At 58.5% G+C, this 22691-nt stretch carries 19 protein-coding genes and 1 tRNA gene; 12 read left to right on the top strand and 8 right to left on the bottom strand.

What is annotated here, in order from left to right; translation table 11 throughout:
• The first annotated feature begins 2 nt into the window (after positions 1-2).
• Positions 3-1382, top strand: a complete 1380-nt coding sequence (gene selA / locus C1Y42_RS21275) for an L-seryl-tRNA(Sec) selenium transferase (RefSeq protein WP_104094293.1) — start codon at positions 3-5, stop codon at positions 1380-1382.
• Complete coding sequence (gene selB, locus C1Y42_RS21280; RefSeq protein ID WP_104094294.1) at positions 1379-3232, top strand: selenocysteine-specific translation elongation factor; 1854 nt, start codon at positions 1379-1381, stop codon at positions 3230-3232. Before selA ends, selB begins: the two co-directional genes overlap by 4 nt.
• A 51-nt stretch (positions 3233-3283) precedes the next feature.
• On the opposite strand, the gene glyS is transcribed toward selB, so the two are convergent.
• Together glyS and glyQ are read right to left on the bottom strand one after the other, a co-directional pair.
• Positions 3284-5353, bottom strand: coding sequence for a glycine--tRNA ligase subunit beta (gene glyS, locus C1Y42_RS21285; RefSeq protein ID WP_104094295.1), 2070 nt, complete (start codon positions 5351-5353; stop codon positions 3284-3286).
• Between the two features lie 9 nt (positions 5354-5362).
• Positions 5363-6274, bottom strand: coding sequence for a glycine--tRNA ligase subunit alpha (glyQ, locus tag C1Y42_RS21290; protein WP_021506863.1), 912 nt, complete (start codon positions 6272-6274; stop codon positions 5363-5365).
• 204 nt (positions 6275-6478) lie between these two features.
• Between glyQ and C1Y42_RS21295 the strand changes: the two genes are divergently transcribed.
• Positions 6479-7474 (top strand): acyltransferase, encoded by a 996-nt coding sequence (locus C1Y42_RS21295; RefSeq protein WP_058758160.1) that lies wholly within the window; start codon positions 6479-6481, stop codon positions 7472-7474.
• On the opposite strand, the gene C1Y42_RS21300 is transcribed toward C1Y42_RS21295, so the two are convergent.
• From C1Y42_RS21300 to xylA, 3 genes are all read right to left on the bottom strand, one after another.
• Positions 7459-8391: a GlxA family transcriptional regulator gene (locus C1Y42_RS21300; RefSeq protein WP_058770764.1), complete on the bottom strand. Its 933-nt coding sequence runs from the start codon at positions 8389-8391 to the stop codon at positions 7459-7461. The two genes, C1Y42_RS21295 and C1Y42_RS21300, sit on opposite strands and share 16 nt — an antisense overlap.
• A 140-nt stretch (positions 8392-8531) precedes the next feature.
• A complete protein-coding gene (gene xylB, locus C1Y42_RS21305; protein ID WP_104094296.1) occupies positions 8532-9974 on the bottom strand; it encodes a xylulokinase in 1443 nt (480 codons plus the stop codon).
• Positions 9975-9991: 17 nt separating this feature from the next.
• Positions 9992-11314 (bottom strand): xylose isomerase, encoded by a 1323-nt coding sequence (gene xylA, locus C1Y42_RS21310; protein ID WP_058775593.1) that lies wholly within the window; start codon positions 11312-11314, stop codon positions 9992-9994.
• A 358-nt stretch (positions 11315-11672) separates the two neighbouring features.
• Here xylA and xylF point away from each other — a divergent pair, with 358 nt between their 5' ends.
• The 6 genes from xylF (at position 11673) to C1Y42_RS21340 (ending at position 17683) form a co-directional block, all read left to right on the top strand.
• Positions 11673-12665 carry a D-xylose ABC transporter substrate-binding protein gene (xylF, locus tag C1Y42_RS21315; protein WP_104094297.1) on the top strand — a complete coding sequence of 331 codons (993 nt, stop codon included), beginning with the start codon at positions 11673-11675 and terminating at the stop codon, positions 12663-12665.
• 27 nt (positions 12666-12692) lie between these two features.
• Positions 12693-14213, top strand: coding sequence for a xylose ABC transporter ATP-binding protein (locus C1Y42_RS21320; RefSeq protein ID WP_058758165.1), 1521 nt, complete (start codon positions 12693-12695; stop codon positions 14211-14213).
• Positions 14206-15387, top strand: a complete 1182-nt coding sequence (gene xylH, locus C1Y42_RS21325) for a xylose ABC transporter permease XylH (protein ID WP_104094298.1) — start codon at positions 14206-14208, stop codon at positions 15385-15387. Before C1Y42_RS21320 ends, xylH begins: the two co-directional genes overlap by 8 nt.
• 93 nt (positions 15388-15480) lie before the next feature.
• Positions 15481-16659, top strand: coding sequence for a D-xylose utilization transcriptional activator XylR (xylR, locus tag C1Y42_RS21330; protein WP_021506871.1), 1179 nt, complete (start codon positions 15481-15483; stop codon positions 16657-16659).
• A 60-nt stretch (positions 16660-16719) separates the two neighbouring features.
• A tRNA-Sec gene (locus C1Y42_RS21335) sits at positions 16720-16814 on the top strand.
• A gap of 20 nt (positions 16815-16834) precedes the next feature.
• Positions 16835-17683 (top strand): AraC family transcriptional regulator, encoded by an 849-nt coding sequence (locus tag C1Y42_RS21340; protein WP_104094299.1) that lies wholly within the window; start codon positions 16835-16837, stop codon positions 17681-17683.
• Here the strand turns inward: C1Y42_RS21340 and C1Y42_RS21345 are convergent.
• Positions 17640-18038, bottom strand: a complete 399-nt coding sequence (locus C1Y42_RS21345; RefSeq protein WP_104094300.1) for a helix-turn-helix domain-containing protein — start codon at positions 18036-18038, stop codon at positions 17640-17642. The two genes, C1Y42_RS21340 and C1Y42_RS21345, sit on opposite strands and share 44 nt — an antisense overlap.
• Before the next feature lie 233 nt (positions 18039-18271).
• Here C1Y42_RS21345 and C1Y42_RS21350 point away from each other — a divergent pair, with 233 nt between their 5' ends.
• Entirely contained in the window at positions 18272-18649 is a 378-nt protein-coding gene (locus C1Y42_RS21350; protein WP_104094301.1) for a DUF1360 domain-containing protein, read from the top strand.
• 12 nt (positions 18650-18661) lie between these two features.
• Here the strand turns inward: C1Y42_RS21350 and C1Y42_RS21355 are convergent, their stop codons facing one another.
• The gene (locus C1Y42_RS21355) at positions 18662-19126 is read right to left on the bottom strand and encodes an Rrf2 family transcriptional regulator (RefSeq protein WP_059010242.1); all 465 of its coding nucleotides are present in this window, start codon (positions 19124-19126) and stop codon (positions 18662-18664) included.
• 399 nt (positions 19127-19525) lie between these two features.
• Here C1Y42_RS21355 and C1Y42_RS21360 point away from each other — a divergent pair, with 399 nt between their 5' ends.
• Positions 19526-20158: a response regulator gene (locus C1Y42_RS21360; RefSeq protein ID WP_021506876.1), complete on the top strand. Its 633-nt coding sequence runs from the start codon at positions 19526-19528 to the stop codon at positions 20156-20158.
• 222 nt (positions 20159-20380) lie between these two features.
• Here the strand turns inward: C1Y42_RS21360 and C1Y42_RS21365 are convergent, their stop codons facing one another.
• Positions 20381-21298: an alpha/beta hydrolase gene (locus C1Y42_RS21365; protein ID WP_104094302.1), complete on the bottom strand. Its 918-nt coding sequence runs from the start codon at positions 21296-21298 to the stop codon at positions 20381-20383.
• A 316-nt stretch (positions 21299-21614) separates the two neighbouring features.
• Between C1Y42_RS21365 and C1Y42_RS21370 the strand changes: the two genes are divergently transcribed.
• Positions 21615-22691: an EpsG family protein gene (locus tag C1Y42_RS21370; RefSeq protein ID WP_233210743.1), complete on the top strand. Its 1077-nt coding sequence runs from the start codon at positions 21615-21617 to the stop codon at positions 22689-22691.

A 22691-nucleotide genomic window follows, 5' to 3' on the forward strand; every position in this document is an offset into this window, starting at 1 on the left:
TGATGAAAGCCCTCTACAGTCAACTCCCTGCCATCGACAGCCTGCTGCGCGATCCGGCGCTGCAGCCGCTGCTGGCACAAACCGGTACCGCCTTTATCACGCGTCAGCTGCGCGGCATGCAGCAGGAGGCGCGCGACCACATTCAGCAACATCAATCGTTACCGCACTGGCACGCCAGCTGGCCGGATGAAGCGCTGCGCCGCGCGCAGCAGCAGCAGAAAAGCGCGCTGCGCCCGGTGTTTAACCTGACCGGCACCGTGCTGCACACCAATCTCGGGCGCGCGCAGCTCAGCGATCGCGCGATCGCGGCGGTCAGCGCCTGCTTGCGCCAGCCGGTAACGCTGGAATATGCGCTGGACGACGCGGCGCGTGGCCATCGCGATCGCGCAGTCAGCGCACTGCTGTGCGAGCTAACCGGCGCTGAAGCTGCCTGCATCGTCAATAATAACGCCGCTGCGGTGCTGCTGATGCTGGCCAGCCTGGCTGCGGGCCGCGACGTGATTATGTCGCGCGGCGAACTGGTGGAGATCGGCGGCGCATTCCGCATTCCCGACGTGATGCGCCAGGCGGGCTGCCGATTGGTGGAGGTCGGCACCACCAATCGCACCCATCTGAAGGATTATCGCGGCGCCATCGGCGGGGATAGCGGCCTGCTGATGAAGGTACATACCAGTAATTACCAGATTCAGGGCTTTACCCATGCCGTGCCTGAAGCCGAGCTGGTGCAGTTAGGCGACGCGCACGGCCTGCCGGTGATCAGCGATCTCGGCAGCGGTTCGCTGGTGGATATGACGGCGTACGGATTGCCGCCTGAACCGATGCCGCAGCAGCTGATTGCGGCCGGCGTGAGCCTGGTGAGTTTCTCCGGTGACAAACTGCTGGGTGGCCCGCAGGCCGGGATTATCGTCGGCAAAAAAGCGCTGATTGACCAGCTGCAACAGCATCCGCTGAAGCGCGCTCTGCGCGTCGATAAAATGACGCTGGCGGCACTGGAAGCCACGCTGCAGCTCTACCGTCAGCCGGAAACCCTGCACGAGGCGCTGCCAACACTGCGACTGCTGACGCGCAGCGCGCACGATATTCTGCAACAGGCTGAACGTCTGATGCCGGCGCTGGAGCACGCCTTCAGCGCCGATTTTTCGCTGGCGATCGCCGCCTGTTCCTCGCAAATTGGCAGCGGTTCGCTGCCGGTCGAACGTCTGCCCAGCTTTGCTATCACCTTCACGCCACGCGACGGTCACGGCAGCCAGCTCAACGCCCTGGCGCAACGCTGGCGCCAGCTGGCACGCCCGGTGATTGGCCGCCTGCAGGAGGGCAAACTGTGGCTGGATTTACGCTGCCTTGATGACGAAGCCGCCCTGATACGGACCTTAGTACCATGATTATTGCCACGGCCGGACATGTCGATCACGGTAAAACCGCGCTGTTGCAGGCCCTGACCGGTGTTGATGCCGATCGCCTGCCGGAAGAGAAACGGCGCGGCATGACCATCGATCTCGGATATGCCTACTGGCCGCAGCCCGATGGCCGCACCCTGGGCTTCATTGATGTGCCTGGCCATGAAAAATTTCTCGCCAACATGCTGGCCGGCATCGGCGGCATTCATCATGCGCTGCTGGTGGTGGCCTGTGACGATGGCGTGATGCCGCAGACGCGTGAGCACTTACAACTGCTGAGCCTCGCCGGACAGCCGCCGCTGAGCGTGGCGCTGACCAAAGCCGACCGCGTTGACGCCGCACGCATCGCGGAGGTACAGCAGCAGGTCGCTCAGCTCACGCAGCAGCTCGGCTGGCCAGCGGCAGCGCAGTTTGTTACCAGCAGCCATACGCTGCAGGGCATTGAAACGCTGCGCCAGCACCTCAGCAGCCTGAACGCACCGGCGTTTGAGCCTGGCCGCCGTTTCCGCCTCGCCATCGACCGCGCTTTCACGCTGAAAGGCACCGGGCTGGTGGTCACCGGCACCGCGCTGAGCGGTGAAGTCAGGGTGGGCGACACACTGTGGCTCAGCAGCCTGAACCTGCCGCTGCGCGTGCGGGCGCTGCATGCGCAGAACCAGCCGGTGACGCACGCGCAGGCGGGCGAGCGCATCGCGCTGAATATCGTCGGTGACGTAGAGAAGGCACAGATTACGCGCGGCGACTGGCTGCTGGCGCAGCCGCGTCCCGCCGGCTCGCAGCGGCTGATCGTCGCACTGCGCCTGCTGCAACCGCTGAAAACGGCCTCGCAGCCGGTGCATCTGCATCACGCGGCCAGCCACGTCACCGGCCGCTTAACGCAGCTCACGGACGATGTGGCTGAACTGGTGCTCAGCCAGCCGCTGTGGCTGGCGGAAAACGATCGGATAATTATCCGCGACAGCAATGCGCAGCATACGCTGGGCGGCGGACGCGTACTGCTGTGCGACAGCAAAAAGCGCGGTAAACGCCAGCCGGACTACCTGCAGTGGCTACAGCAACTGGCCGCGGCGCGGGATGACAGCGCCAGCCTGCAGGCGCATCTGGCGTATCAACCGGCCGCGTATGACGAGCTCGGCTGGGCGCGCCAGCTCACTGCGCCGGCGCTGGACGCGCTGCTGCCGCTGCTGAATCCGGTGCGGCTGGGGACCAGCCTGATGAGCGACACCATGGCCAGCGCCTGGCAGCAGCGTTTACGGGAAGCGCTGAGCGCCTTCCACCAGCAGCACCCGGAGTTGCCGGGCATCGGCCACGATCGCCTGCGCCGTGTGGCGCTGCCGCATGCGCCGGCACCGCTGGTGCCGGGATTAATCGATCAGATGCTGGCACATGGCGAGCTGCGGCAGAAACAGGGCTGGCTGCACCTGCCCGACTTCGCGCCGCGCTTTAATCCACAGGAAGCCACGCTGTGGCAGCAGGTCGAGCCGCTATTCAGCGACCAGCCACTGTGGGTGCGCGATATTGCCGATGCGCTGCAGCAGGATGAAGAGCAGATTCGCGGTTTATTACTCACCGCGGCGCGTCTCGGCCATATCACGGCGATCGTGCGCGATCGCTACTACCGCAGCGCGCAGATCCAGATCTTCGCCGATCTGATTCGTCAGCGTGCGGCCGCCGGAGGCAGCACCAGCGCCGCCGACTTCCGCAACCAGCTGGGTACCGGCCGCAAAGTCGCGGTGCAGATTCTGGAATTCTTTGACCGCAGCGGCTTTACCCGCCGTCGCGGTAACGATCACCTGCTGCGCGACGCGCGCCTGTTCACCCCTTCTGCCGCCTGAAACAAAAAAAGGGACGATTGCTCGTCCCTTCGATTCACTTCTGCCCATCGCTTACTGCAGCAGCGAAATGTCCGCCACCTGCAGGAACAGCTCGCGCAGTTGCGCCAGCAGCGTCAGGCGATTGATACGCACCGCGTCGTCATCGGCATTTACCATGACGTTGTCGAAGAAGTTATCCACCGCTTCGCGCAGCTGTGCCAGCTCCACCAGAGCATCCTGATAGCGGCCTTCCGCAAAGTATGGCTGCAGCTTGTCGCCCAGCGCGGTGACAAAGGTCGCCAGCTGAATTTCAGCGTTCTCTTTCAGCAGGGATGCCTGCACGCTGTCGTTCAGGGTTTCGGTGGCTTTCGCCAGGATATTCGACACGCGCTTGTTAGCCGCCGCCAGCGCCGAGGCAGCTTCCAGCGTACGGAAGTGCGAAACCGCCTTCATACGTGCATCGAAATCGGCCGGACGGGTTGGACGACGCGCCAGCACCGCCTGAATGGTGTCAACGCTGTGGCCCTCTTCCTGATACCAGGCGCGGAAACGACCCAGCATGAAGTCGATGACATCATCAACCACGTTGGCGTTGCTCAGCTTGCTGCCGTACAGGCGCACCGCTTCTTCCGTCAGGGTTTGCAGATCGAGCGGCAGGTTCTTCTCAACGATGATACGCAGCACGCCCAGCGCGGCACGACGCAGCGCAAACGGGTCTTTATCGCCTTTCGGATGCTGTCCGATGCCGAAGATACCGGCCAGGGTATCCATTTTATCGGCAATCGCCACGGCGCAGGCCACCGGGCTGGACGGCAGATCGTCACCGGCGAAACGCGGCTGGTACTGCTCGTTAAGTGCGACCGCCACATCTTCCGCTTCACCATCATGGCGCGCGTAGTGCATGCCCATCACACCCTGGGTGTCAGTGAACTCGAACACCATGTTGGTCATCAGGTCGCACTTCGACAGCAGGCCGGCGCGCGTGGCGTGATTGACATCAGCGCCAATCTGCGCGGCAATCCAGCCGGCCAGCGCCTGAATACGGTCGGTTTTGTCACGCAGCGTACCCAGCTCTTTCTGGAACAGCACGGTTTCCAGACGCGGCAGGTTATCTTCCAGACGCTTTTTGCGGTCGGTGTTGAAGAAGAACTCGGCATCGGCCAGACGCGGACGCACCACTTTTTCATTACCGGCAATGATCTGCTGCGGATCGCGCGATTCAATGTTAGTGACGAAGATGAAGTTTGGCAGCAGCTGGCCATCTTCGGCGTACACCGGGAAGTATTTCTGATCCCCTTTCATGGTGTACACCAGCGCTTCAGCCGGTACCGCGAGGAACTTCTCTTCAAACTTCGCCGTCAGCACCACCGGCCACTCCACCAGCGAAGCCACCTCTTCCAGCAGGCTGTCGCTCAGGTCGGCTTTACCACCCAACTGCTGCGCGGCGGCTTCGGCATCGGCTTTGATTTTGGCTTTACGCGTGGCGTAATCGGCGATCACTTTACCGCGCTCCTGCAGCAGCTGCGGATACTGATCGGCATTGTCCAGCATCAACTCCGGCTCGCCCATGAAACGGTGGCCGCGAATGACGCGATCGGACTGAATACCGAGGATGGTGGCCGGAATCAGCTCATCACCCAGCAGCAGCGTCACGGTGTGCACCGGACGCACGAACTGCACGTCGCTGGCGCCCCAGCGCATCAGTTTTGGAATCGGCAGCTTGCTCAGCGCGGTCGCGACCATCGCCGGCAGCAGCGCCTGCGCGCTTTCGCCTTTTACCGCAGCACGATGCACCAGCCACTCGCCTTTGTCAGTGCTGAGACGCTCAGCCTGCTCTACGGTGATGCCGTTGCCACGTGCCCAGCCTTTTGCCGCTTTAGTCGGCTTGCCTTCGGCATCAAATGCCGCAGCGACGGCCGGGCCGCGCTTTTCTACTTCGCGATCGGGCTGTGCGGCCGCCAGCTGTGCCACCTTCAGCGCCAGACGACGCGGTGCCGCAAACCAGCTGACGTCGCCATGCGCCAGACCGGCGCTGTCGAGCTCAGCGGTAAAGTGCGCAGCAAAGGCTTCTGCCAGGCTGCGCAGGGCTTTCGGAGGCAACTCTTCGGTGCCAATTTCCACCAGGAAAGTTTTATCGGTCATGGCTGCCTCTTACTTATTACGGTTGCACATAGGGAAGCCGAGCGCCTCGCGGGAGGCATAATAGGCTTCCGCCACGGCTTTCGTCAGGGTGCGGATACGCAGGATATAGCGCTGGCGCTCGGTGACCGAGATCGCCTTGCGCGCATCAAGCAGGTTGAAGCTGTGCGCGGCTTTGAGAATGCGCTCATAAGCCGGCAGCGGCAGCGGTTTCTCCAGCGCCAGCAGCTGCTGTGCCTCTTTTTCATACTGCTCGAAGCAGCTGAACAGGAAATCGACGTCGGCGTACTCAAAGTTGTAGGTCGACTGCTCCACTTCGTTCTGGTGGAACACGTCACCGTAGGTAGTTTTGCCGAACGCGCCGTCGCTCCAGGTGAGATCGTACACGCTGTCCACGCCCTGGATGTACATCGCCAGGCGCTCCAGACCGTAGGTGATCTCGCCGGTCACCGGCTTACACTCCAGGCCGCCGACCTGCTGGAAGTAGGTGAACTGCGTGACTTCCATGCCGTTCAGCCACACTTCCCAGCCGAGACCCCAGGCACCCAGCGTCGGGTTTTCCCAGTTATCTTCGACGAAGCGAATGTCATGCACGCCAGGGTCGATACCGAGCTCTTTCAGCGATCCGAGGTACAGCTCCTGAAGGTTGTCCGGGTTCGGCTTAATCACCACCTGGAACTGGTAGTAGTGCTGTAAACGGTTCGGGTTTTCACCGTAGCGGCCATCGGTGGGACGGCGCGAAGGCTGCACATAGGCGCTCGCCATTGGCTCTGGCCCGAGAGCACGCAGGCAAGTCATAGGGTGAGAAGTGCCAGCGCCCACTTCCATGTCCAGCGGCTGGACGATGGTGCAGCCCTGACGCGCCCAGTAATCCTGCAAGGTCAGGATCAGGCCCTGAAAGGTCTTGGTATCAAACTTTTGCATGTTGAATTCGCACGCGATACGGGTGGATTTAAAAAGAGTGCGACAGTATACCCTTTGACCGCGCATTGTGCAGCCGGAAATCCTGGCGCAGGCGGCTGCGGTTGTGCGGCGGTTAACAGAGAGCTCCGAAATCCAGGCTGCGGGGGTTGTTGGCCCGCTGTGCACTGGCTACCCTTCTTCGCACGGAGTACGCACGAGGAAGCCATGTCGCAAAAAATCTGCTGGATTGATAACTTACGCGCGGTCGCCTGTCTGATGGTGATCGTCATTCACACCACTACCTGGTACATCACCGGACCGATGGCAGTCACCGGACCCAGCTGGGACGTCGCCAATCTGCTTAACTCGGCTTCGCGCGTCTGCGTGCCGCTGTTCTTCATGATTTCCGGTTATCTGTTCTTTGGCGAACGCAGCGCGCAGGGCCGCCATCTGCTGCGCATTGTGCTGTGCCTGCTGTTCTACAGCGCCGTCGCGCTGGCCTACATCACCTGGCTGACGCCGATCAGCGAAGGCCGATCGCTGCTGAAACTGTTGCAGAAGCCGGTGTTCTACCATCTGTGGTTCTTCTTCGCCATTATCGGCATCTACCTGCTGTCTCCGCTGATTCAGGTGAAAAACGTGCCGCCGCGCTATGTGGCGCTGCTGGTGCTGGTCCTCGCGGTGATCGCCAATCCGAACACCGTCAGCCAGTCGCTGGGTCCGTTCCACTGGCTGCCGGTCAATCTGTATGTCAGCGGCGACTCGATTTACTACCTGCTGTACGCGCTGCTTGGACGGGCGATTGGCGTGATGGATACCGACAGGCGCGGCATCAGCTGGCTGGCCGGGCTGAGTTTTATCGCCTGCGTCATCGGTATCGCGCTCGGCACCAGACAGATGCTGAAGATTAATGGCGCGTTTAATGACACCTGGTATCTTTACTGTGGCCCACTGGTGTTTATCGCGGCGATAAGCCTGCTGGTGCTGTTTAAAAATGTGCTGAACCACCGGCCGCTGCCGCTGCTGGCGACCATTTCACGCTATTCGCTGCCGATTTATGGTTTCCATGCGCTGTTCATTCACTATCTGCGTACCCATCATTACGACGATATGTCACGGCCGTGGCTGGATCTGCCGTGGGTCTTTGGCGTAACCCTGCTGGGCAGTCTGCTGCTGGCGATGTTGCTAAAACGCGTGGACAAGCATCACCTGGTGAGCTGATCGTCCCAGCGCTGCCGGGCGCGGCGCAGCTGGCGTGCCGAGGAGAAGCCGGCGGCCAGCGCCGCTTTCTCCGCCGCCTCCCCCTGCTGCTGGCGCTGGCGCGCAATCACCAGCCGCAGCTGCTCGTGGTATTCCCGCACGCTGATACCCAGATGCTGGCGAAACAGGCGCGTCAGATGGCGCTCGCTGACGTGGGCACGTTCGGCCAGCGCGCCCAGCGACCAGTCATGTTCCGGATGTGCAATCATCGCGTCCTGCGCGCGATGAATCGCCGGATGCAGATGATTACGATAACGTAGCCACGGCGACAGTTGCGGATCGTCACCCGAGCGGCGGAACCACACCACCATCTCCCGCGCCACCGTTAGCGCCTGCCGCGCGCCGCACAGACGGTTGATCAGGTGCAGCGCCAGATCGATACCCGCAGTAATTCCCGCGCTGGTCCAGATGCCGGCATCTTCCACAAAAACGCGGTTGTCTTTCACCAGCGCAGCCGGCGCGGCAGCTTTCAGGCGCGGCAACACATCATGGTGCGTGGTGCACTGTACGCCATCCAGTAGGCCAGCCTGCGCGGAGAGCAGCGCGCCGGAGCAAATACACACGAGGGTAATACGCCGCGTATGAATCGCGCCGTGTTGCTGGCGCAGCCAGTCGCGCGCCTGCCCGGCAGCCCCGGTATCGAACCAGATGCGGGAATCGAACACGCCAGGCACAATCAGCAGACTGTTATCGGGTAGCGTGGCGGGCAGCGGTGCAATATCAGCAATGGTCATGCCGGTCGAGCAGGTGACGCTCGCCTGCGGGCCGATGTAGTGCAGCGCAAAATGTCCTCCCGCCAGCTGCAGCGTCTCTGCCGGCCCGGTGAGGTCGAGCGCCATGACGCCCGGCAGGACAAGAAAATAGACGGGCTGCGGCATGGTGGGTTCCTCAGGCGATGAAGGGGTAACGATGGGTGAAGATGCGCAGCCAAATCCGGCCACGTATCTTCATCGATTCTTCCCATCATACCCGACTCTGTTCAAGCCTTGCGACCTCATCCGGCCATGCGTCAGCCAAATCAGGACATCAGTGGTAACAGCTGCTGATATAGCTGCGCAAAGCGCGCACGGCGCGGCTGATAGGCCTGATGCTGCGCGGCGTCCGGCTGATGGCGCTGCACTAACGCCGGTGCCGGCCATTCGCTGGCCGGGTCCACCGCCAGCTGCGCCAGACGTACGGCACCGAGCGCCGGCCCCACCTCGCCGCCGTGACAATAATCCAGCGTCAGTCCGCTGATGTCCGCCAGCATCTGCCGCCAGTACGCGCTGCGCGCACCGCCGCCAATCAGCATCACCGTGTTGGGCAGTACGCCACACTCATGCACCGCATCCATGCCTTCCGCCAGCGCAAAACCCACGCCTTCCAGCACCGCGCGCGCCAGTTCCGGCCGGCCGTGCTGGTGCGTCAGGCCAAAGAAAGCTCCCTGTGCCTGCGGATTATTGTGCGGCGTGCGCTCGCCGGAAAGATAAGGCAAAAACCACACCGGCGTGGCCTGCGCGCTGGCGCGTTCAGCTTCGGCCAGCAGGTGCGGCACATCATCGCAGCCGGTCAGTGCAGCGGCCCAGTCCAGACAGGCGGCGGCACTCAGCATCACTGACATCAGATGCCAGCGCTGCGGCAGCGCATGACAGAAACTGTGCACGGCGCGTTGCGGATTGCTGAGATAGCCTTCGCTCACCAGAAAATAGACGCCGGAGGTGCCGAGCGACAGCATGCCCAGCCCTGGCTCAACCATGCCAACGCCGACGGCACCAGCCGCATTGTCGCCGCCGCCGGCCACCAGCGGCACAGGCTCCATCCCCCAACGCGCCGCAATTTCCGGCAGCAGCGTGCCGGTAATCTGGTTGCCTTCAAACAGCTGCGGCATGTGGCTGCGGTTCAGCCCGCACGCCGCCAGCATTGCATCGCTCCAGTCGCGCTGTGCCACATCCAGCCACATCGTTCCCGCCGCATCTGACATATCGGTGGCAAAATCGCCGCTCATCCGCCAGCGCAGATAATCTTTCGGCAGCAGCACTTTTGCTACCTGCGCAAATATCGCCGGTTCATGCTGCTGCACCCACAACAATTTGGGCGCGGTAAAACCCGGCATCATCAGGTTGCCGGTAATCTGACGTGACGATGGCACGCGCTGCTCCAGCTCGTGGCACTGCGCGCTACTGCGCCCGTCGTTCCACAATATCGCCGGACGCAGCACCTGATGCGCGGCGTCCAGCAGCGTCGCGCCGTGCATCTGGCCGCTAAAGCCGATGGCGCTGACGTGGCGTAAATCGTGCTGCTGCGCCAGCGCCTGCATGGCACTATCGGTGGCCTGCCACCAGCTTTCGGGATCCTGTTCGCTCCATAGCGGCTGCGGACGCGTCACCTGCAGCGGCGCGCTGGCCGTTGCCTGAACCTGGCCGTGCGCATCCAGCAGCGCCACTTTGACGCCGGAGGTGCCTAAATCGATCCCGATAACCATGCTTCGCTCCCGATGGATTAGAAATTATACAGATAGTGATTCACCAGATTTTCCAGCTGCTCCTGGCGTCCGCTGCGATGCTGCGGATTGAGTTGCTGTTGCTGAGCATGCGCCGCCAGCGAGGCAAGAGAAAACTCGCCTTTCAGAATTTGCTGACCGAACTCACCATTCCAGCCGCTATAGCGCTGCGCCACACGCTTATCCAGCTCACCATCGCTCACCATACGCGCCGCCACTTTCAGCGCCAGCGCCATGGTATCCATCGCGCCGATGTGGCCATAAAACAGATCGTATTTGTCGGTGCTCTGGCGCCGTACTTTGGCATCAAAGTTTAAGCCGCCGGTGGTGAACCCGCCCGCTTTGAGGATCTCGTACATCACCAGCGCGTTTTCTTCGACGCTGTTCGGGAACTGGTCGGTATCCCAGCCGCACTGGCTGTCACCGCGGTTGGCATCGACTGAACCGAAGATGCCCAGCGCAATCGCCGTCGCAATTTCATGATGGAAAGAGTGACCCGCCAGCGTGGCATGGTTGGCTTCCACATTCACTTTGATCTCTTTTTCCAGGCCAAACTGCCGGAGGAAACCGTAGACCGTCGCAACATCAAAGTCGTACTGGTGTTTAGTCGGTTCCTGCGGCTTCGGCTCAATCAGCAACATCCCCTGGAAACCGATTTTATGCTTGTGCTCCACCACCATCTGCATGAAGCGCCCGATCTGCTCGCGCTCCTGCCGCAAATCGGTATTCAGCAGCGTTTCGTACCCTTCGCGTCCGCCCCACAGCACATAGTTTTCACCGCCCAGCGTCTGCGTCGCCTGCATCGCGCTGCACACCTGGCTGGCTGCCCAGGCGAAAATTTCCGGATCCGGGCTGGTCGCCGCGCCGGCCGCATAGCGGGGATGCGTAAAGCAGTTCGCGGTGCCCCATAGCAATCTGACGCCGGTTTCCTGCTGTTTTTCCAGCAGTTTATCGGTCATTACCGCCAGGTTTTCCTGGTAGCTGCGCAGCGAATCACCTTCCGGTGACACATCGACATCATGGAAGCAGTAATAAGGCACGTTGAGTTTGTAAAAGAACTCGAACGCGACATCCGCTTTGAGCTTCGCCAGCTGCAGCGCATCGCCATTTTTCTGCCACGGGCGATCAAAGGCCCCCACGCCGAACATATCCGCACCGTTCCAGCAGAACGTGTGCCAGTAACAGGCGGCAAAACGCAGGTGTTCCGCCATGGTTTTACCCAGAATCACTTCCTGCGGATTGTAATGACGAAACGCCAGTGCGTTAGTGGTATTGGCCCCTTCATAACCAACGCGCTCAAGCTGGTCGAAATAAGCGTGCATGTTGTGCTCCTTAGCATCAGACCCGAATGGTCAGCAGTGAAGCGTTATTTTGCGGAGGCGTAAGCGTTCAGCTCAATTACGATATTTCACACTGAACTTAAGATAATTATTATTTGTGCGGCAGCTCGCAAATCCATGTATTTAATTACATCACGTGCCGGCGCGCAGCGCCGCTGCAAGATTTAACAGATGGCCGCGTAAAATTTCGATCGCGCTCAAAGAATCACAAATAAACAAAAAAACGTAATAGCAGGATAAAAATCAGTAATTGATGTTGTTCACGTCGCAGGGCAACAATTCATCCGCCCTGGTTCATAGCCTTACAACGACAATAGCCTCAACCTACAGGATGACCATGATGAAAATGAGACACACGCTGTTAGCCCTCAGCGCTGCACTGGCCCTGTTCAGCCACGCCGGGCTGGCGAAAGAAGTGAAAATCGGTATGGCGATCGATGATTTACGTCTGGAACGCTGGCAGAAAGACCGGGACATTTTTGTCAGCCAGGCGGAAAAGTCTGGGGCCAAAGTATTTGTCCAGTCGGCCAACGGCAATGAAGAGACGCAAATCTCGCAGATTGAAAATATGATCAACCGCGGTGTCGATGTGCTGGTCATCATTCCTTATAACGGTCAGGTATTGAGTAATGTGGTGGCCGAAGCGAAACGCGAAGGCATTAAAGTCCTCGCTTATGACCGCATGATTAATAATGCTGATATCGATTTTTATATCTCGTTTGATAATGAAAAGGTCGGCGAACTGCAGGCCGAAAGTCTGGTTAAACAGGTACCTAAAGGGAACTACTTTTTGATGGGCGGATCGCCGGTGGATAATAACGCGCGTCTTTTCCGTGCCGGCCAGATGAAAGTGTTAAAACCTTACATCGATAACGGCAGCATTAAAGTGGTGGGCGATCAGTGGGTCGATGCCTGGCTGCCAGAGAATGCGCTGAAAATCATGGAAAACGCGCTGACCGCTAACAGCAACCACATTGATGCCGTCGTTGCCTCCAACGATGCCACCGCCGGTGGGGCCATTCAGGCGCTGAGCGCGCAGGGACTGGCGGGCAAAGTCGCCATTTCCGGTCAGGATGCCGATCTCGCCGCCATCAAACGCATCATGAACGGCACGCAAACCATGACGGTGTACAAACCCATCACCGAACTCGCCACCGAAGCGGCAAAAATTGCGGTGGAACTGGGTGATGGCAAAACCCCCGCCAGCAACAGCAAGCTGAATAATGGCCTGAAAGAGGTGCCGTCGCGCCTGCTGAAGCCGATTCCGGTCAACAAAGACAACATCGAAAGCACCGTACTGAAAGACGGCTTCCATAAACAGAGCGAACTCTAAGCGCCTGAAACGCGAAGGAGCAGATCGATGCTGCTGGAAATGAACAACATCACCAAGCGTTTCGGCGCGGTGAAAGCGCTGGACGCCGTCAGCCTGCGGCTCGAAGCCGGTGAAGTCATGTCGCTGTGCGGTGAGAACGGCTCGGGCAAATCGACGCTGATGAAAGTGCTGTGCGGGCTTTACCCGCACGGCGAATTTGACGGCGAAATTCGCTTTGCCGGCGATCGCATCGAGGCGCAAACCATTCGCGACACCGAGCGCAAAGGCATTGTGATTATTCATCAGGAGCTGGCGCTGGTGCGGCAGCTTACGGTCATGGAGAACATTTTCCTCGGTGCCGAGCTGGGTCGCTTCGGTATGGTCGATGATGAAACCATGACGCTGCGCTGCCAGCAGCTGCTGGAGCGGGTCAAACTTAACGTTTCGCCTGCCACTAAGGTTGGCGAGCTCGGCCTCGGCCAGCAGCAGCTGGTAGAGATCGCGCGGGCGCTGAATAAGCAGGTGCGATTGCTGATCCTTGATGAGCCGACCTCGTCGCTCACCGAACAGGAAACCGAAGTGCTGCTTGGGATTATCACTAACCTGCGCGAGCACGGTATTGCCTGCATCTACATCTCCCACAAGCTTAATGAGGTCAAAGCGATTTCGGATACCATCTGTGTGATTCGCGATGGCCAGCACATCGCCACACGGCCAGCGGCCGGGCTGAGTGAAGATGACATCATCACGATGATGGTGGGCCGCGAACTCACCGCACTCTATCCGCACCAGCCACACGAGATCGGCGAAACGGTACTGAAAGTGGAAAACCTCACCGCCTGGCATCCGGTCAACCGCCACGTGCGCCGCGTCAATAATGTGTCGTTCAGCCTGAAGCGCGGCGAAATTCTCGGTATTGCCGGGCTGGTGGGCGCAGGACGCACCGAAACGGTCCAGTGCCTGTTTGGTGTCTGGCCCGGTCGCTGGCAGGGCGAAATCTGGATTGATGGCCAGCAGGTGAAGATCGACGATTGCCGGGCAGCGATTGCGCACGGCATCGCCATGGTGCCGGAGGACCGGAAAAAAGATGGCATCGTGCCACTGATGGGCGTGGGGAAAAACATCACGCTGGCCGCGCTGGATCAATACAGCCATCGCTTCTCCACGCTGGATGAAGCCCAGGAGCAGCAGGCGATCAACGATGCTATCCGCCGTCTGCGTGTCAAAACCTCCTCACCCGAGCTGGCGATTGGCCGACTCAGCGGGGGCAATCAGCAAAAAGCGATCCTCGCCAAATGCCTGCTGCTCAATCCGCGCATTTTGATTCTGGACGAACCGACGCGCGGCATCGACGTCGGCGCTCGCCAGGAGATCTATCTGCTGATTAACGCGCTGGTGCAGCAGGGCATCGCGGTGATTGTTATCTCCTCCGAACTGCCTGAAGTGCTGGGTCTGAGTGACCGCGTATTAGTGATGCACGAAGGGCAAATCAAAGCCGATCTGATTAACGACAACCTGACTCAGGAGCAGGTCATGGAAGCTGCCCTGCGGAGCGAACATTATGCTTAAAACTGAAAGTAGCCAGAGCCTGTCCGGTACCCCGGGCAAGCCAGCGCCGGGCAAGTTTCCGCGCTTCAATCTGCAGGTGCTGGTGATGCTGGGAGCGATTGCGCTTATCGCTCTGTTCTTCACCTGGACCACCGACGGTGCCTGGCTTAGCCCACGCAACGTCTCTAACCTGCTGCGCCAGACCGCCATCACCGGCATCCTCGCGGTGGGCATGGTGTTTATCATTATCTCGGCGGAGATCGACCTTTCCGTCGGTTCGATGATGGGCCTGCTGGGCGGTGCCGCGGCCATCTTTGACGTCTGGCTCGGCTGGCCGCTGCCGCTGACCATCGTGGTAACGCTGGTGCTTGGCCTGTTATTGGGCACCTGGAATGGCTGGTGGGTCGCGTACCGTAAAGTGCCTTCGTTCATCGTCACGCTGGCGGGCATGCTGGCGTTTCGCGGCATTCTGGTTGGTATCACCGATGGCACCACCGTTGCGCCAACGACGCCGGCGATGTCGCAGATCGGGCAAAGCTATTTGCCCGGCGGCGTTGGCTTTGGCTTCGGCTTCGCCGGTCTGGCACTGTTTATTCTCTGGCAATGGCGGCTGCGGCTGCGTCGCCAGCAGCTGGGGTTATCACAACCGGCCGCCAGCGGCACGGTGGCACGCCAGGCGATTACCGCTGTTCTGGTGCTGGGTGCCATCTGGTTGCTGAACGATTACCGCGGCGTGCCGACACCGGTCCTGCTGCTGGCACTGCTGCTGCTCGGCGGCATGTTTATGGCCACGCGCACCGCCTTCGGACGACGGATTTACGCCATCGGCGGCAACATTGATGCAGCGCGCCTGTCGGGCATCAACGTGGCACGCACCAAGCTGGCGGTGTTCGCCATCAACGGCGTCATGGTGGCTATTGCCGGCCTGATCCTCAGTTCACGTCTTGGTGCTGGCTCGCCCTCGGCGGGCAATATTGCCGAACTGGACGCCATCGCTGCCTGCGTGATTGGCGGCACCAGCCTGGCGGGCGGCGTCGGTTCGGTGGCTGGCGCGGTGATGGGCGCCTTCATCATGGCGTCTCTGGATAACGGCATGAGCATGATGGACGTGCCGACCTTCTGGCAGTACATCGTTAAAGGGGCGATTTTACTGCTGGCGGTGTGGATGGATACGGCTACGCGCCGCCGGGTGTAATCGCGTGGGCGATCACAATGTGGCGCAAACAATTTCTGCTGCCTTTTCCGCCGTGCTATGCAATGCGCAACAGGTTTAAGGGAGCGCGCCACGATGCACGAAAAACGTTACCGTATTACGCTGCTGTTTAACGCCAACAAGGTGTATGACCGTCAGGTGGTGGAAGGGGTCGGCGAGTATCTGCAGGCTTCGCAAACCGACTGGGATATCTTCATTGAAGAGGATTTCCGCTGCCGCATCGACAACATCCGCGAATGGCTGGGCGACGGCGTCATTGCGGATTACGACGACAGCTCGATCGAGAGCCTGCTCAGCAATGTGCCGGTGCCGATTGTCGGTGTTGGTGGCTCTTATCACCGGCAGCAGGATTATCCGCCGGTGCACTACATCGCCACCGACAACGCTGCGCTGGTGGAGAGTGCCTTTCTGCATCTGAAAGAGAAAGGCATTCATCGCTTTGCGTTTTACGGCCTGCCCGCCGCCAGTGGCAAACGCTGGGCGCAGGAGCGCGAGCAGGCGTTTCGCCAGCTGGTGATGCGCGAGCGCTATCAGGGCGTAGTGTATCAGGGAATGGAAACCGCGCCGGAAAACTGGCAGCACGCGCAAAACCGCCTCGCCGACTGGCTACAAACGCTGCCGCCGCAGACCGGCATTATCGCGGTGACCGACGCGCGTGCGCGTCATTTGCTACAGGCCTGTGAACACCTGAAAATTCCGGTGCCGGAGAAGCTCAGCGTAATCGGTATCGATAACGAAGAGCTGACGCGCTATCTGTCCCGCGTGGCGCTCTCTTCGGTAGCCCAGGGCACGCGCCAGATGGGTTATCAGGCCGCCAAACTGCTGCATCGTCTGCTCGATCGGCAAACGCTGCCGTTGCAACGTATTCTGGTGCCGCCGGTAAAAGTCATTGCCCGCCGCTCTACCGATTTTCGCTCGCTGCGCGATCCGGCGGTGATTCAGGCAATGCATTACATCCGCTTTAACGCCTGTAAAGGCATCAAGGTCGAACAGGTGCTGGATGCGATTGGCATGTCGCGCTCCAATCTGGAAAAGCGTTTTCGCGATGAGACCGGCGACACCATTCACGCCATGATTCACCGGGAGAAGCTGGAGAAAGCGCGTGAACTGCTGGCCTGCTCTTCATTGAATATTAATGAAATTTCGCAGATGTGCGGCTATCCTTCCCTGCAGTACTTCTATTCGGTGTTTAAGAAAAGCTACGCCACCACGCCAAAGGAGTATCGGCAGCATCACGGCGAGAAGGTGCAATAACGCCCCGCTGCGATCAAGATTTTGCCGCCAATTGCCGCTATACTGCGCGGCATCTTCAAAGGAAGATCGTCGTCTCCGGTGAGGCGGCCGGATTTCAAATCCGGTTGGGGCCGCCAGCGGTCCCGGGCAGGTTCGACTCCTGTGATCTTCCGCCACTCACCACTCAGGCCCAGCCATGCTCATCCATCCATCCGACAACCTTCCGTTCTCTGGCGATCCGCGTAAGGAAGAGCTGCGCCAGCGGCTGATGCGACCGGATGCGCCCAAAGTCATTGCCGTGTCACTGTCGAAGGAGCTGGATCGCGAGCGACGCACGCATCGTCATGCCGCCGGTCAGCTGTTTTGTCTGCGCCAGGGATTGATGACGGTGAACACCTCGTCGGGCATTTTTGCTAATCCGCCGCGGCTGGTCGGCTGGATTCCGCCGTGGTTTGACCATGCCCTTGTCGGGCCGGGGCGCGTGCTGGGCTGGACGGTACTGATTGACGAAGCGCTGGCTGCGCCGCTGCCGGATCGGCCGGTGCTGCTCTCCTGCCCGACCGTGCTGGAGCCGCTGGCAGAACGGCTGGCGGTGCTGGAGCCTGAACTGTGGAGCAGCGCGCGCTATACCCGGCTGGGTCAGGTGTTTCTTGATGAACTGTACGAATCCACGCCGCAGGAACTCACCCTGCCGCTGCCGGAAGAGCCACGCCTGCGGCAGATTGCACGCCTGCTGATGGACGATCCGGCTGATACACGCACCGGGCCGGAGCTGGCGCAGTGGGCTGGTCTGAGCGCGCGCAGCCTGAGTCGCCACTGGTCGAGCGCGGTTGGCATGAGCCTGAGTAAATATCGTCAGGTATCGCGCCTGCTGAAATCGCTGGAAGGGCTGGCGGCGGGCCACAGCGTGCAGCAGGTTGCCTGGCAGGTGGGCTTCGACAGCGTCAGCAGCTATATCAGCGCGTTTCGCGCCGCCTTCGGCTCAACGCCAGGCAAATACTTTACGACGCCAGCCGACTCTGCGAATGCAGCATCAGCAGGCTAGCCGGACCGTCAATCGGTGGCAGGCTGTGCCGGTATTTGCGACGAAAAGCGCCCGGCGGCAGGTCAAACATGCGCCGAAAGGTGCGGCAGTAGGTTTGCTGTGAATCGAAGCCAAACTGCAGCGCAATCTGCATCAGCGACGTGTTACTGCTGAGCAGGGTGATGACGGAAGCCGTTAGCTTCCGTTCACGGATATAGGTTCCCAGCGCCACGCCAGTATAGCTGCGGAACAGCCGCTGCAAATGCCACTGCGAATAACCGGCCCGCCGCGCGACCGTCTCCAGCATGAGCTTTTGTTCAATATTCGCCTCTATCCACATCATCAGCTGATGCATAAAGGCTGCGTGAATATCCATCCTCTCCTCCTGATGCCGTGGTGCGACTCAATCTGGGACATTGTAAAAACAGGACGACTGGCTGTGTTTGCGCATAAAGCCAATAAATAGCGATAACTCGCCAATTTGCATATCACTACTCTGCCGGGGAGAACACGCTGTTGCGTCAGCGCACATCATGTAATATCGTAAGTTACATGAAAGATAAGCCGCCGTTCTTTCCGCTGCGCCAATCGTCACAAAGGAGAAAATCTATGCATGCCTTTTTACTCTCTGACATGGGTGTGTGCCTGGCGATTGCGCTGGCCTCAGCCAGCATCGCGATGACCATGACGCAGACCGAACTGTTTGCCGGTTTGCGCGCCTGGACCGCACGCAAACACGCCTTGCTCGGTCATCTGTTTCACTGTTTCTATTGCCTGAGCCATTGGGTGGTGTTTGCCGCGATGCTGATTTACCACCCAACGCTGCTGAACAGCGGTTGGCCGCTGGTCGACTGGTTCATGACAGCCTTCATCACGCTGACGCTGACCACGTTTGTCAGCGGTATGATGTTTAAAGTGTTTCAGGCCGCCGTCACCACGCATGTGATGAAGCATGACGCGCAGATCAAATTGCAGAAGCAGGATTAACGGCCGCGCGGGTTAGTCGCTGCAGCGCGGAAAGGTGTGCGGATCCAGCCCGAGGCTGGCCATTTTTTGCAGGTAATCGTCGGCGATGTCCGCCACGGTAATCTGGCTAAAGCGCTGCAGCAGTAACGCTTCGGCTTCACCCAGCGCCTGGTCGAGCCGGGCGTCTACCGCATGTTCCACCAGGCAGGGCGAAGGATCGGCCGCCGGGCCAATGCTGAACAGCGCCGGTGAGCCGATGGCCTGGTACACATCCAGCAGCGTGATATCGCGCAGGTCCGCGCGCAGCTCCCAGCCGCCGCCGTGCCCCTTTTCCGACACCAGATACCCCTTTTCACGCAGCCCTGACATCATGCGACGCACCACCACCGGGTTGGTGCCGAGCATTTTTGCCATGGCATCGGAAGTAGCGCGTTTAACGTGACGATCAAGATGAATGAGCGCGTGCAGCGAGCGGGACAGGCGGTTATCGCGTGGCATGGACGTTTCCTCTGAAATTCCCGCTACTGTAGCAAACCATGCTGGCGGCAACAATTTATCCCGGCTGAGGGTTGATGGCGCCCTGACCAGGCATCCGCGTTAATCAGGCTGCCAAATGGGAAAAGGCAGACCGCCACAGTAAAAGAAATTACGGTGAAAAGGCGATTGGGCATCAGTTAATTAATTAATGAACTGAGTGAAAGAAAGGGAATATTTATTTCCCACCAGGAAAGATAACTCCTCCAGGCGGAATAACCATTTCCCTTTTATAATTAATTTAATCTTGTAGGACATAGACTACAAACAATTATTTTATTGTTCTTGATCATACGCAATATATATAATTCAACGAGCGGCTAAAGTTTGACCTGTCATTCACTCATCAGGAAAAGGTTAACTATGGCTCAGGTCGTTGTGGTTGATGACCATCCGATCGCGCGGATGGCCGTTCGTTATTTGCTGGAACAAAATGGACATACGGTGCTGGCCGAAAGCGCCGATGGCCGGGAAGCGGTAACGCTGATTCAGCAGCAGCAGCCGGATATCGTCATCATTGATATCGACCTGCCGTCGCTGGACGGAATTGAAGTGGTTAAGTCGTTACGCGATCAGAGTTTTCCAGGAAAAATCATTGTTATCTCCGGGAAAAATGAAAACGTGTATGCTGTGCAGAGCCTGCGCAGCGGTGCCAATGGCTTTGTCAGTAAAAAAACCGATATGCCAGAGATCGCCAGTGCTATTCAGGCGACACAACGTGGTTATGGTTATTTCCCGCTGGGCGGTTTTATGCAGCAAATGGAGCAGGAAAGCACGCAGGCGGAGAAAAAAATGATTGAATCATTGTCACCACAGGAGTTTCAGGTTTTTCATCATATTATTAAGGGCCTGAATAATATGCGCATCGCGGCGCGGATGGGCGTCAGTAATAAAACCGTCAGTACCTATAAAAGCCGGTTAATGGATAAACTTCACTGCAAAACCATGAGTGATTTATTTGCTTTCGTGCACCGCAATCAAATGGAAGCCTCATAAATCGTCTGCAAAGAGTTATCGAGACACAGCCGTTTGACGTAGCGCTCACCCTCTCGCTCAGGCCGGTAACCATAACCGTGTGTTGATCGGTAAGTTGCCGTGCAGCAGTTATGATCAAATCCTTGCCAGGCTAACCGACGATGTGCTGGCAGACACCGTATAACTGCCCAGGGAGGAATTCCATTTCCTCTGCGGCATCTGCGTTACCGCGGCGCTTCCCGCTTACCGCTTCACCAGGCTGCTTTGCCAGGCGTGGAACAGGGTGAGCCAGTTTTGCACCGGCAGATGTTGCTTCTGCCCGGTGCCAAAGCCGTGACCGCCCTGCTGGAACAGATGCAGCTCCACGTTGACCTTGTTCTGCCGCAGTGCGCTGAACATGCCCAGCGCGTTTTGCGGTGAGGCGGTACCGTCGTTCAGCGCCTGTACCAGAAAAGTCGGCGGCGTGTGTGCGCTGACACGATCCTCCTGCGAAAGCTGCGCCATTTGCTGGGCACTGAGATCTTTTCCGTACAGCGCCGCGCGCGTGCCTGGGTGGGTCACGCCCTGTTTCAGCGACAGCACCGGATAGATAAGCGCGCTGAAATCCGGACGCGCCGACACCTTATCCTGCGCGTCGACCGCCTGATAGTTCGCTTCATCGGGATTGTTGCTTAGGTTGGCGGCAAGGAACGCGCCGGCGGAAAAGCCCATCACGCCAATGCGGTCCGGCGCCACCTGATACTGCTGCGCATCAGCCCGAATCAGCCGCAGCGCTCGCTGGGTATCGGCAAAAGCCTGCTGGCGATACTGCGCTGAACCGTCGTGTGGCAGACGATAAATTAACACAAATGAAGCGTAGCCCTGCTTGCTGAGCACGTTGGCCACATCCAGCCCTTCGAGATCTTTCATAATATAAGAAAAACCCCCACCGGGAATGATTAGCACCGCCGCATGATTATTTTTTCCTGTTGCCGGAACATAAATCATTTGTGGCGCATCGACGTGGGTAACAGCCCGGTTATTAATGGCCGGGTTTTTACTAAAATTAATAAATTTATTATTTGCTGACACTTCATTTGGCCAGATCGGAATTTCCTTATTGGCAAACGCGGCCGGAAGATACAGTAAAAAAAACAGACTAAATATCCGCAACCCTCTCATCGCACTGGCTCCAAATCCTGAATAAAAACAGTAACAAAAGTCAAACTGAACGGATAAAATCGCTCAGTGACGCTCCGGCTCCCCGCGAGATAATGAAAAAAACATACTCATCGAAAAATATCTGTGGAAACGGTAGCAAATAAATATGGCAAAACCTATTCAATATAATATCGGACCAGGAAAAATTAGACTTTTCTCATGTTTACGTTAACAAGGCCGTATGTTATAAGTGAATTTTAAACTATAAGAATCTGTGACCATGGGAATTTACTGGATCATAAGTCTTAGCCTGACTTTCGTCGCTATTGTCGAAATCATGTTAAGTAAAAATGAAAACACAGCGCAAATCAGGACGTGGCTTTATTTTGTTGCCGTTGTAGTACTTTTTACTTTTGGCGGTATTCGTGGCCTGGGAACCGGCCTTGATGACTTCCAGTATCGCGACTTCTATGCCCAGTTTATCGATAAAATTATTATCGAAGGTTTCTGGCGTGCGGTCGTGGAATTCCGTTATGAACCAGCCATTTACGCCATTGCCGGTGCGACACGCATCTTTACCGCTAATCCGGACATTTTCATCTTTGTCTTCGCGGTCATCGCTGTTGGTGTCAACGCGCACTACTTCCGTAAGCTGACACCGCTGCCGCTGGTGGCCCTCGCCGTCTACTCTGCGCACCTGTTTATCAACAAAGACATGAACCAGATTCGCTTCGGTTTATGTTCGGCGTTTTTGATGGGCTTCGTCTGGCACATGTCGCGGCGCAGCAAGTCTGGCATGATCACCACCTTCATCCTGTCGTTTATCAGCCACGCCACCGCGATTGTCGCGCTGCTGATTCCGCTGGCGATGATTGTGCGTAAAAACAAATACATCCCGATTGCTATCGTGGTCGCCAGCCTGCCGCTGGCGTTTCTCGGCAGTTCAGCGCTGATCGCCGCGCTCTCCAGCCACCTCGGTGCGCTGGGCGACAGGGCCATGGGCTATGCCGATGCCGATTCTCGCCAGGAACAGGGTATTCTGACGCTGTCTAACCTGAAGAACATCGGCTTCGTGTTTATCTTCAGCTACATGCTGCTGAGCGACAAAATTAAAAATTTCGACCCGGAAAAGTTTAATACCTATTACATTCTGGTGATCACTTTTGCCATCGGTAGTGGCCTGAGGATGGCGCTACAGGATTACGCTTCTGGTGGTCGTCTGGCGAACTATTTGCTGCAGGTTGAGCCGGTGCTTATTTCGCTGTGTATCTGGGAAACCCGTAAGCTGAAGAAGGTGCTTGCCGTGGCTGTCACCATTCTGATGGTGCTGTACTATCTCTACTACAACACCATATCGAGCAAGCAGTCGATTGTCGGCTATGAGGTGTCACGCACCTTCCAGCTGTTCCGTTAG

The organism is Pantoea sp. ICBG 985 (genome assembly GCF_002928365.1).
In the GTDB taxonomy this organism is placed as follows: Bacteria; Pseudomonadota; Gammaproteobacteria; order Enterobacterales; family Enterobacteriaceae; genus Pantoea; species Pantoea dispersa.

Excerpts from the sequence above, each read along its gene's own strand:
- selA (WP_104094293.1), top strand. The coding sequence starts at position 3 with ATGAAAGCCCTCTACAGTCAACTCCCTGCCATCGACAGCCTGCTGCGC.
- selB (WP_104094294.1), top strand. The coding sequence starts at position 1,379 with ATGATTATTGCCACGGCCGGACATGTCGATCACGGTAAAACCGCGCTG.
- glyS (WP_104094295.1), bottom strand. The coding sequence starts at position 5,353 with ATGACCGATAAAACTTTCCTGGTGGAAATTGGCACCGAAGAGTTGCCT.
- glyQ (WP_021506863.1), bottom strand. The coding sequence starts at position 6,274 with ATGCAAAAGTTTGATACCAAGACCTTTCAGGGCCTGATCCTGACCTTG.
- C1Y42_RS21295 (WP_058758160.1), top strand. The coding sequence starts at position 6,479 with ATGTCGCAAAAAATCTGCTGGATTGATAACTTACGCGCGGTCGCCTGT.
- C1Y42_RS21300 (WP_058770764.1), bottom strand. The coding sequence starts at position 8,391 with ATGCCGCAGCCCGTCTATTTTCTTGTCCTGCCGGGCGTCATGGCGCTC.
- xylB (WP_104094296.1), bottom strand. The coding sequence starts at position 9,974 with ATGGTTATCGGGATCGATTTAGGCACCTCCGGCGTCAAAGTGGCGCTG.
- xylA (WP_058775593.1), bottom strand. The coding sequence starts at position 11,314 with ATGCACGCTTATTTCGACCAGCTTGAGCGCGTTGGTTATGAAGGGGCC.
- xylF (WP_104094297.1), top strand. The coding sequence starts at position 11,673 with ATGAAAATGAGACACACGCTGTTAGCCCTCAGCGCTGCACTGGCCCTG.
- C1Y42_RS21320 (WP_058758165.1), top strand. The coding sequence starts at position 12,693 with ATGCTGCTGGAAATGAACAACATCACCAAGCGTTTCGGCGCGGTGAAA.
- xylH (WP_104094298.1), top strand. The coding sequence starts at position 14,206 with ATGCTTAAAACTGAAAGTAGCCAGAGCCTGTCCGGTACCCCGGGCAAG.
- xylR (WP_021506871.1), top strand. The coding sequence starts at position 15,481 with ATGCACGAAAAACGTTACCGTATTACGCTGCTGTTTAACGCCAACAAG.
- C1Y42_RS21340 (WP_104094299.1), top strand. The coding sequence starts at position 16,835 with ATGCTCATCCATCCATCCGACAACCTTCCGTTCTCTGGCGATCCGCGT.
- C1Y42_RS21345 (WP_104094300.1), bottom strand. The coding sequence starts at position 18,038 with ATGGATATTCACGCAGCCTTTATGCATCAGCTGATGATGTGGATAGAG.
- C1Y42_RS21350 (WP_104094301.1), top strand. The coding sequence starts at position 18,272 with ATGCATGCCTTTTTACTCTCTGACATGGGTGTGTGCCTGGCGATTGCG.
- C1Y42_RS21355 (WP_059010242.1), bottom strand. The coding sequence starts at position 19,126 with ATGCCACGCGATAACCGCCTGTCCCGCTCGCTGCACGCGCTCATTCAT.
- C1Y42_RS21360 (WP_021506876.1), top strand. The coding sequence starts at position 19,526 with ATGGCTCAGGTCGTTGTGGTTGATGACCATCCGATCGCGCGGATGGCC.
- C1Y42_RS21365 (WP_104094302.1), bottom strand. The coding sequence starts at position 21,298 with ATGAGAGGGTTGCGGATATTTAGTCTGTTTTTTTTACTGTATCTTCCG.
- C1Y42_RS21370 (WP_233210743.1), top strand. The coding sequence starts at position 21,615 with ATGTTAAGTAAAAATGAAAACACAGCGCAAATCAGGACGTGGCTTTAT.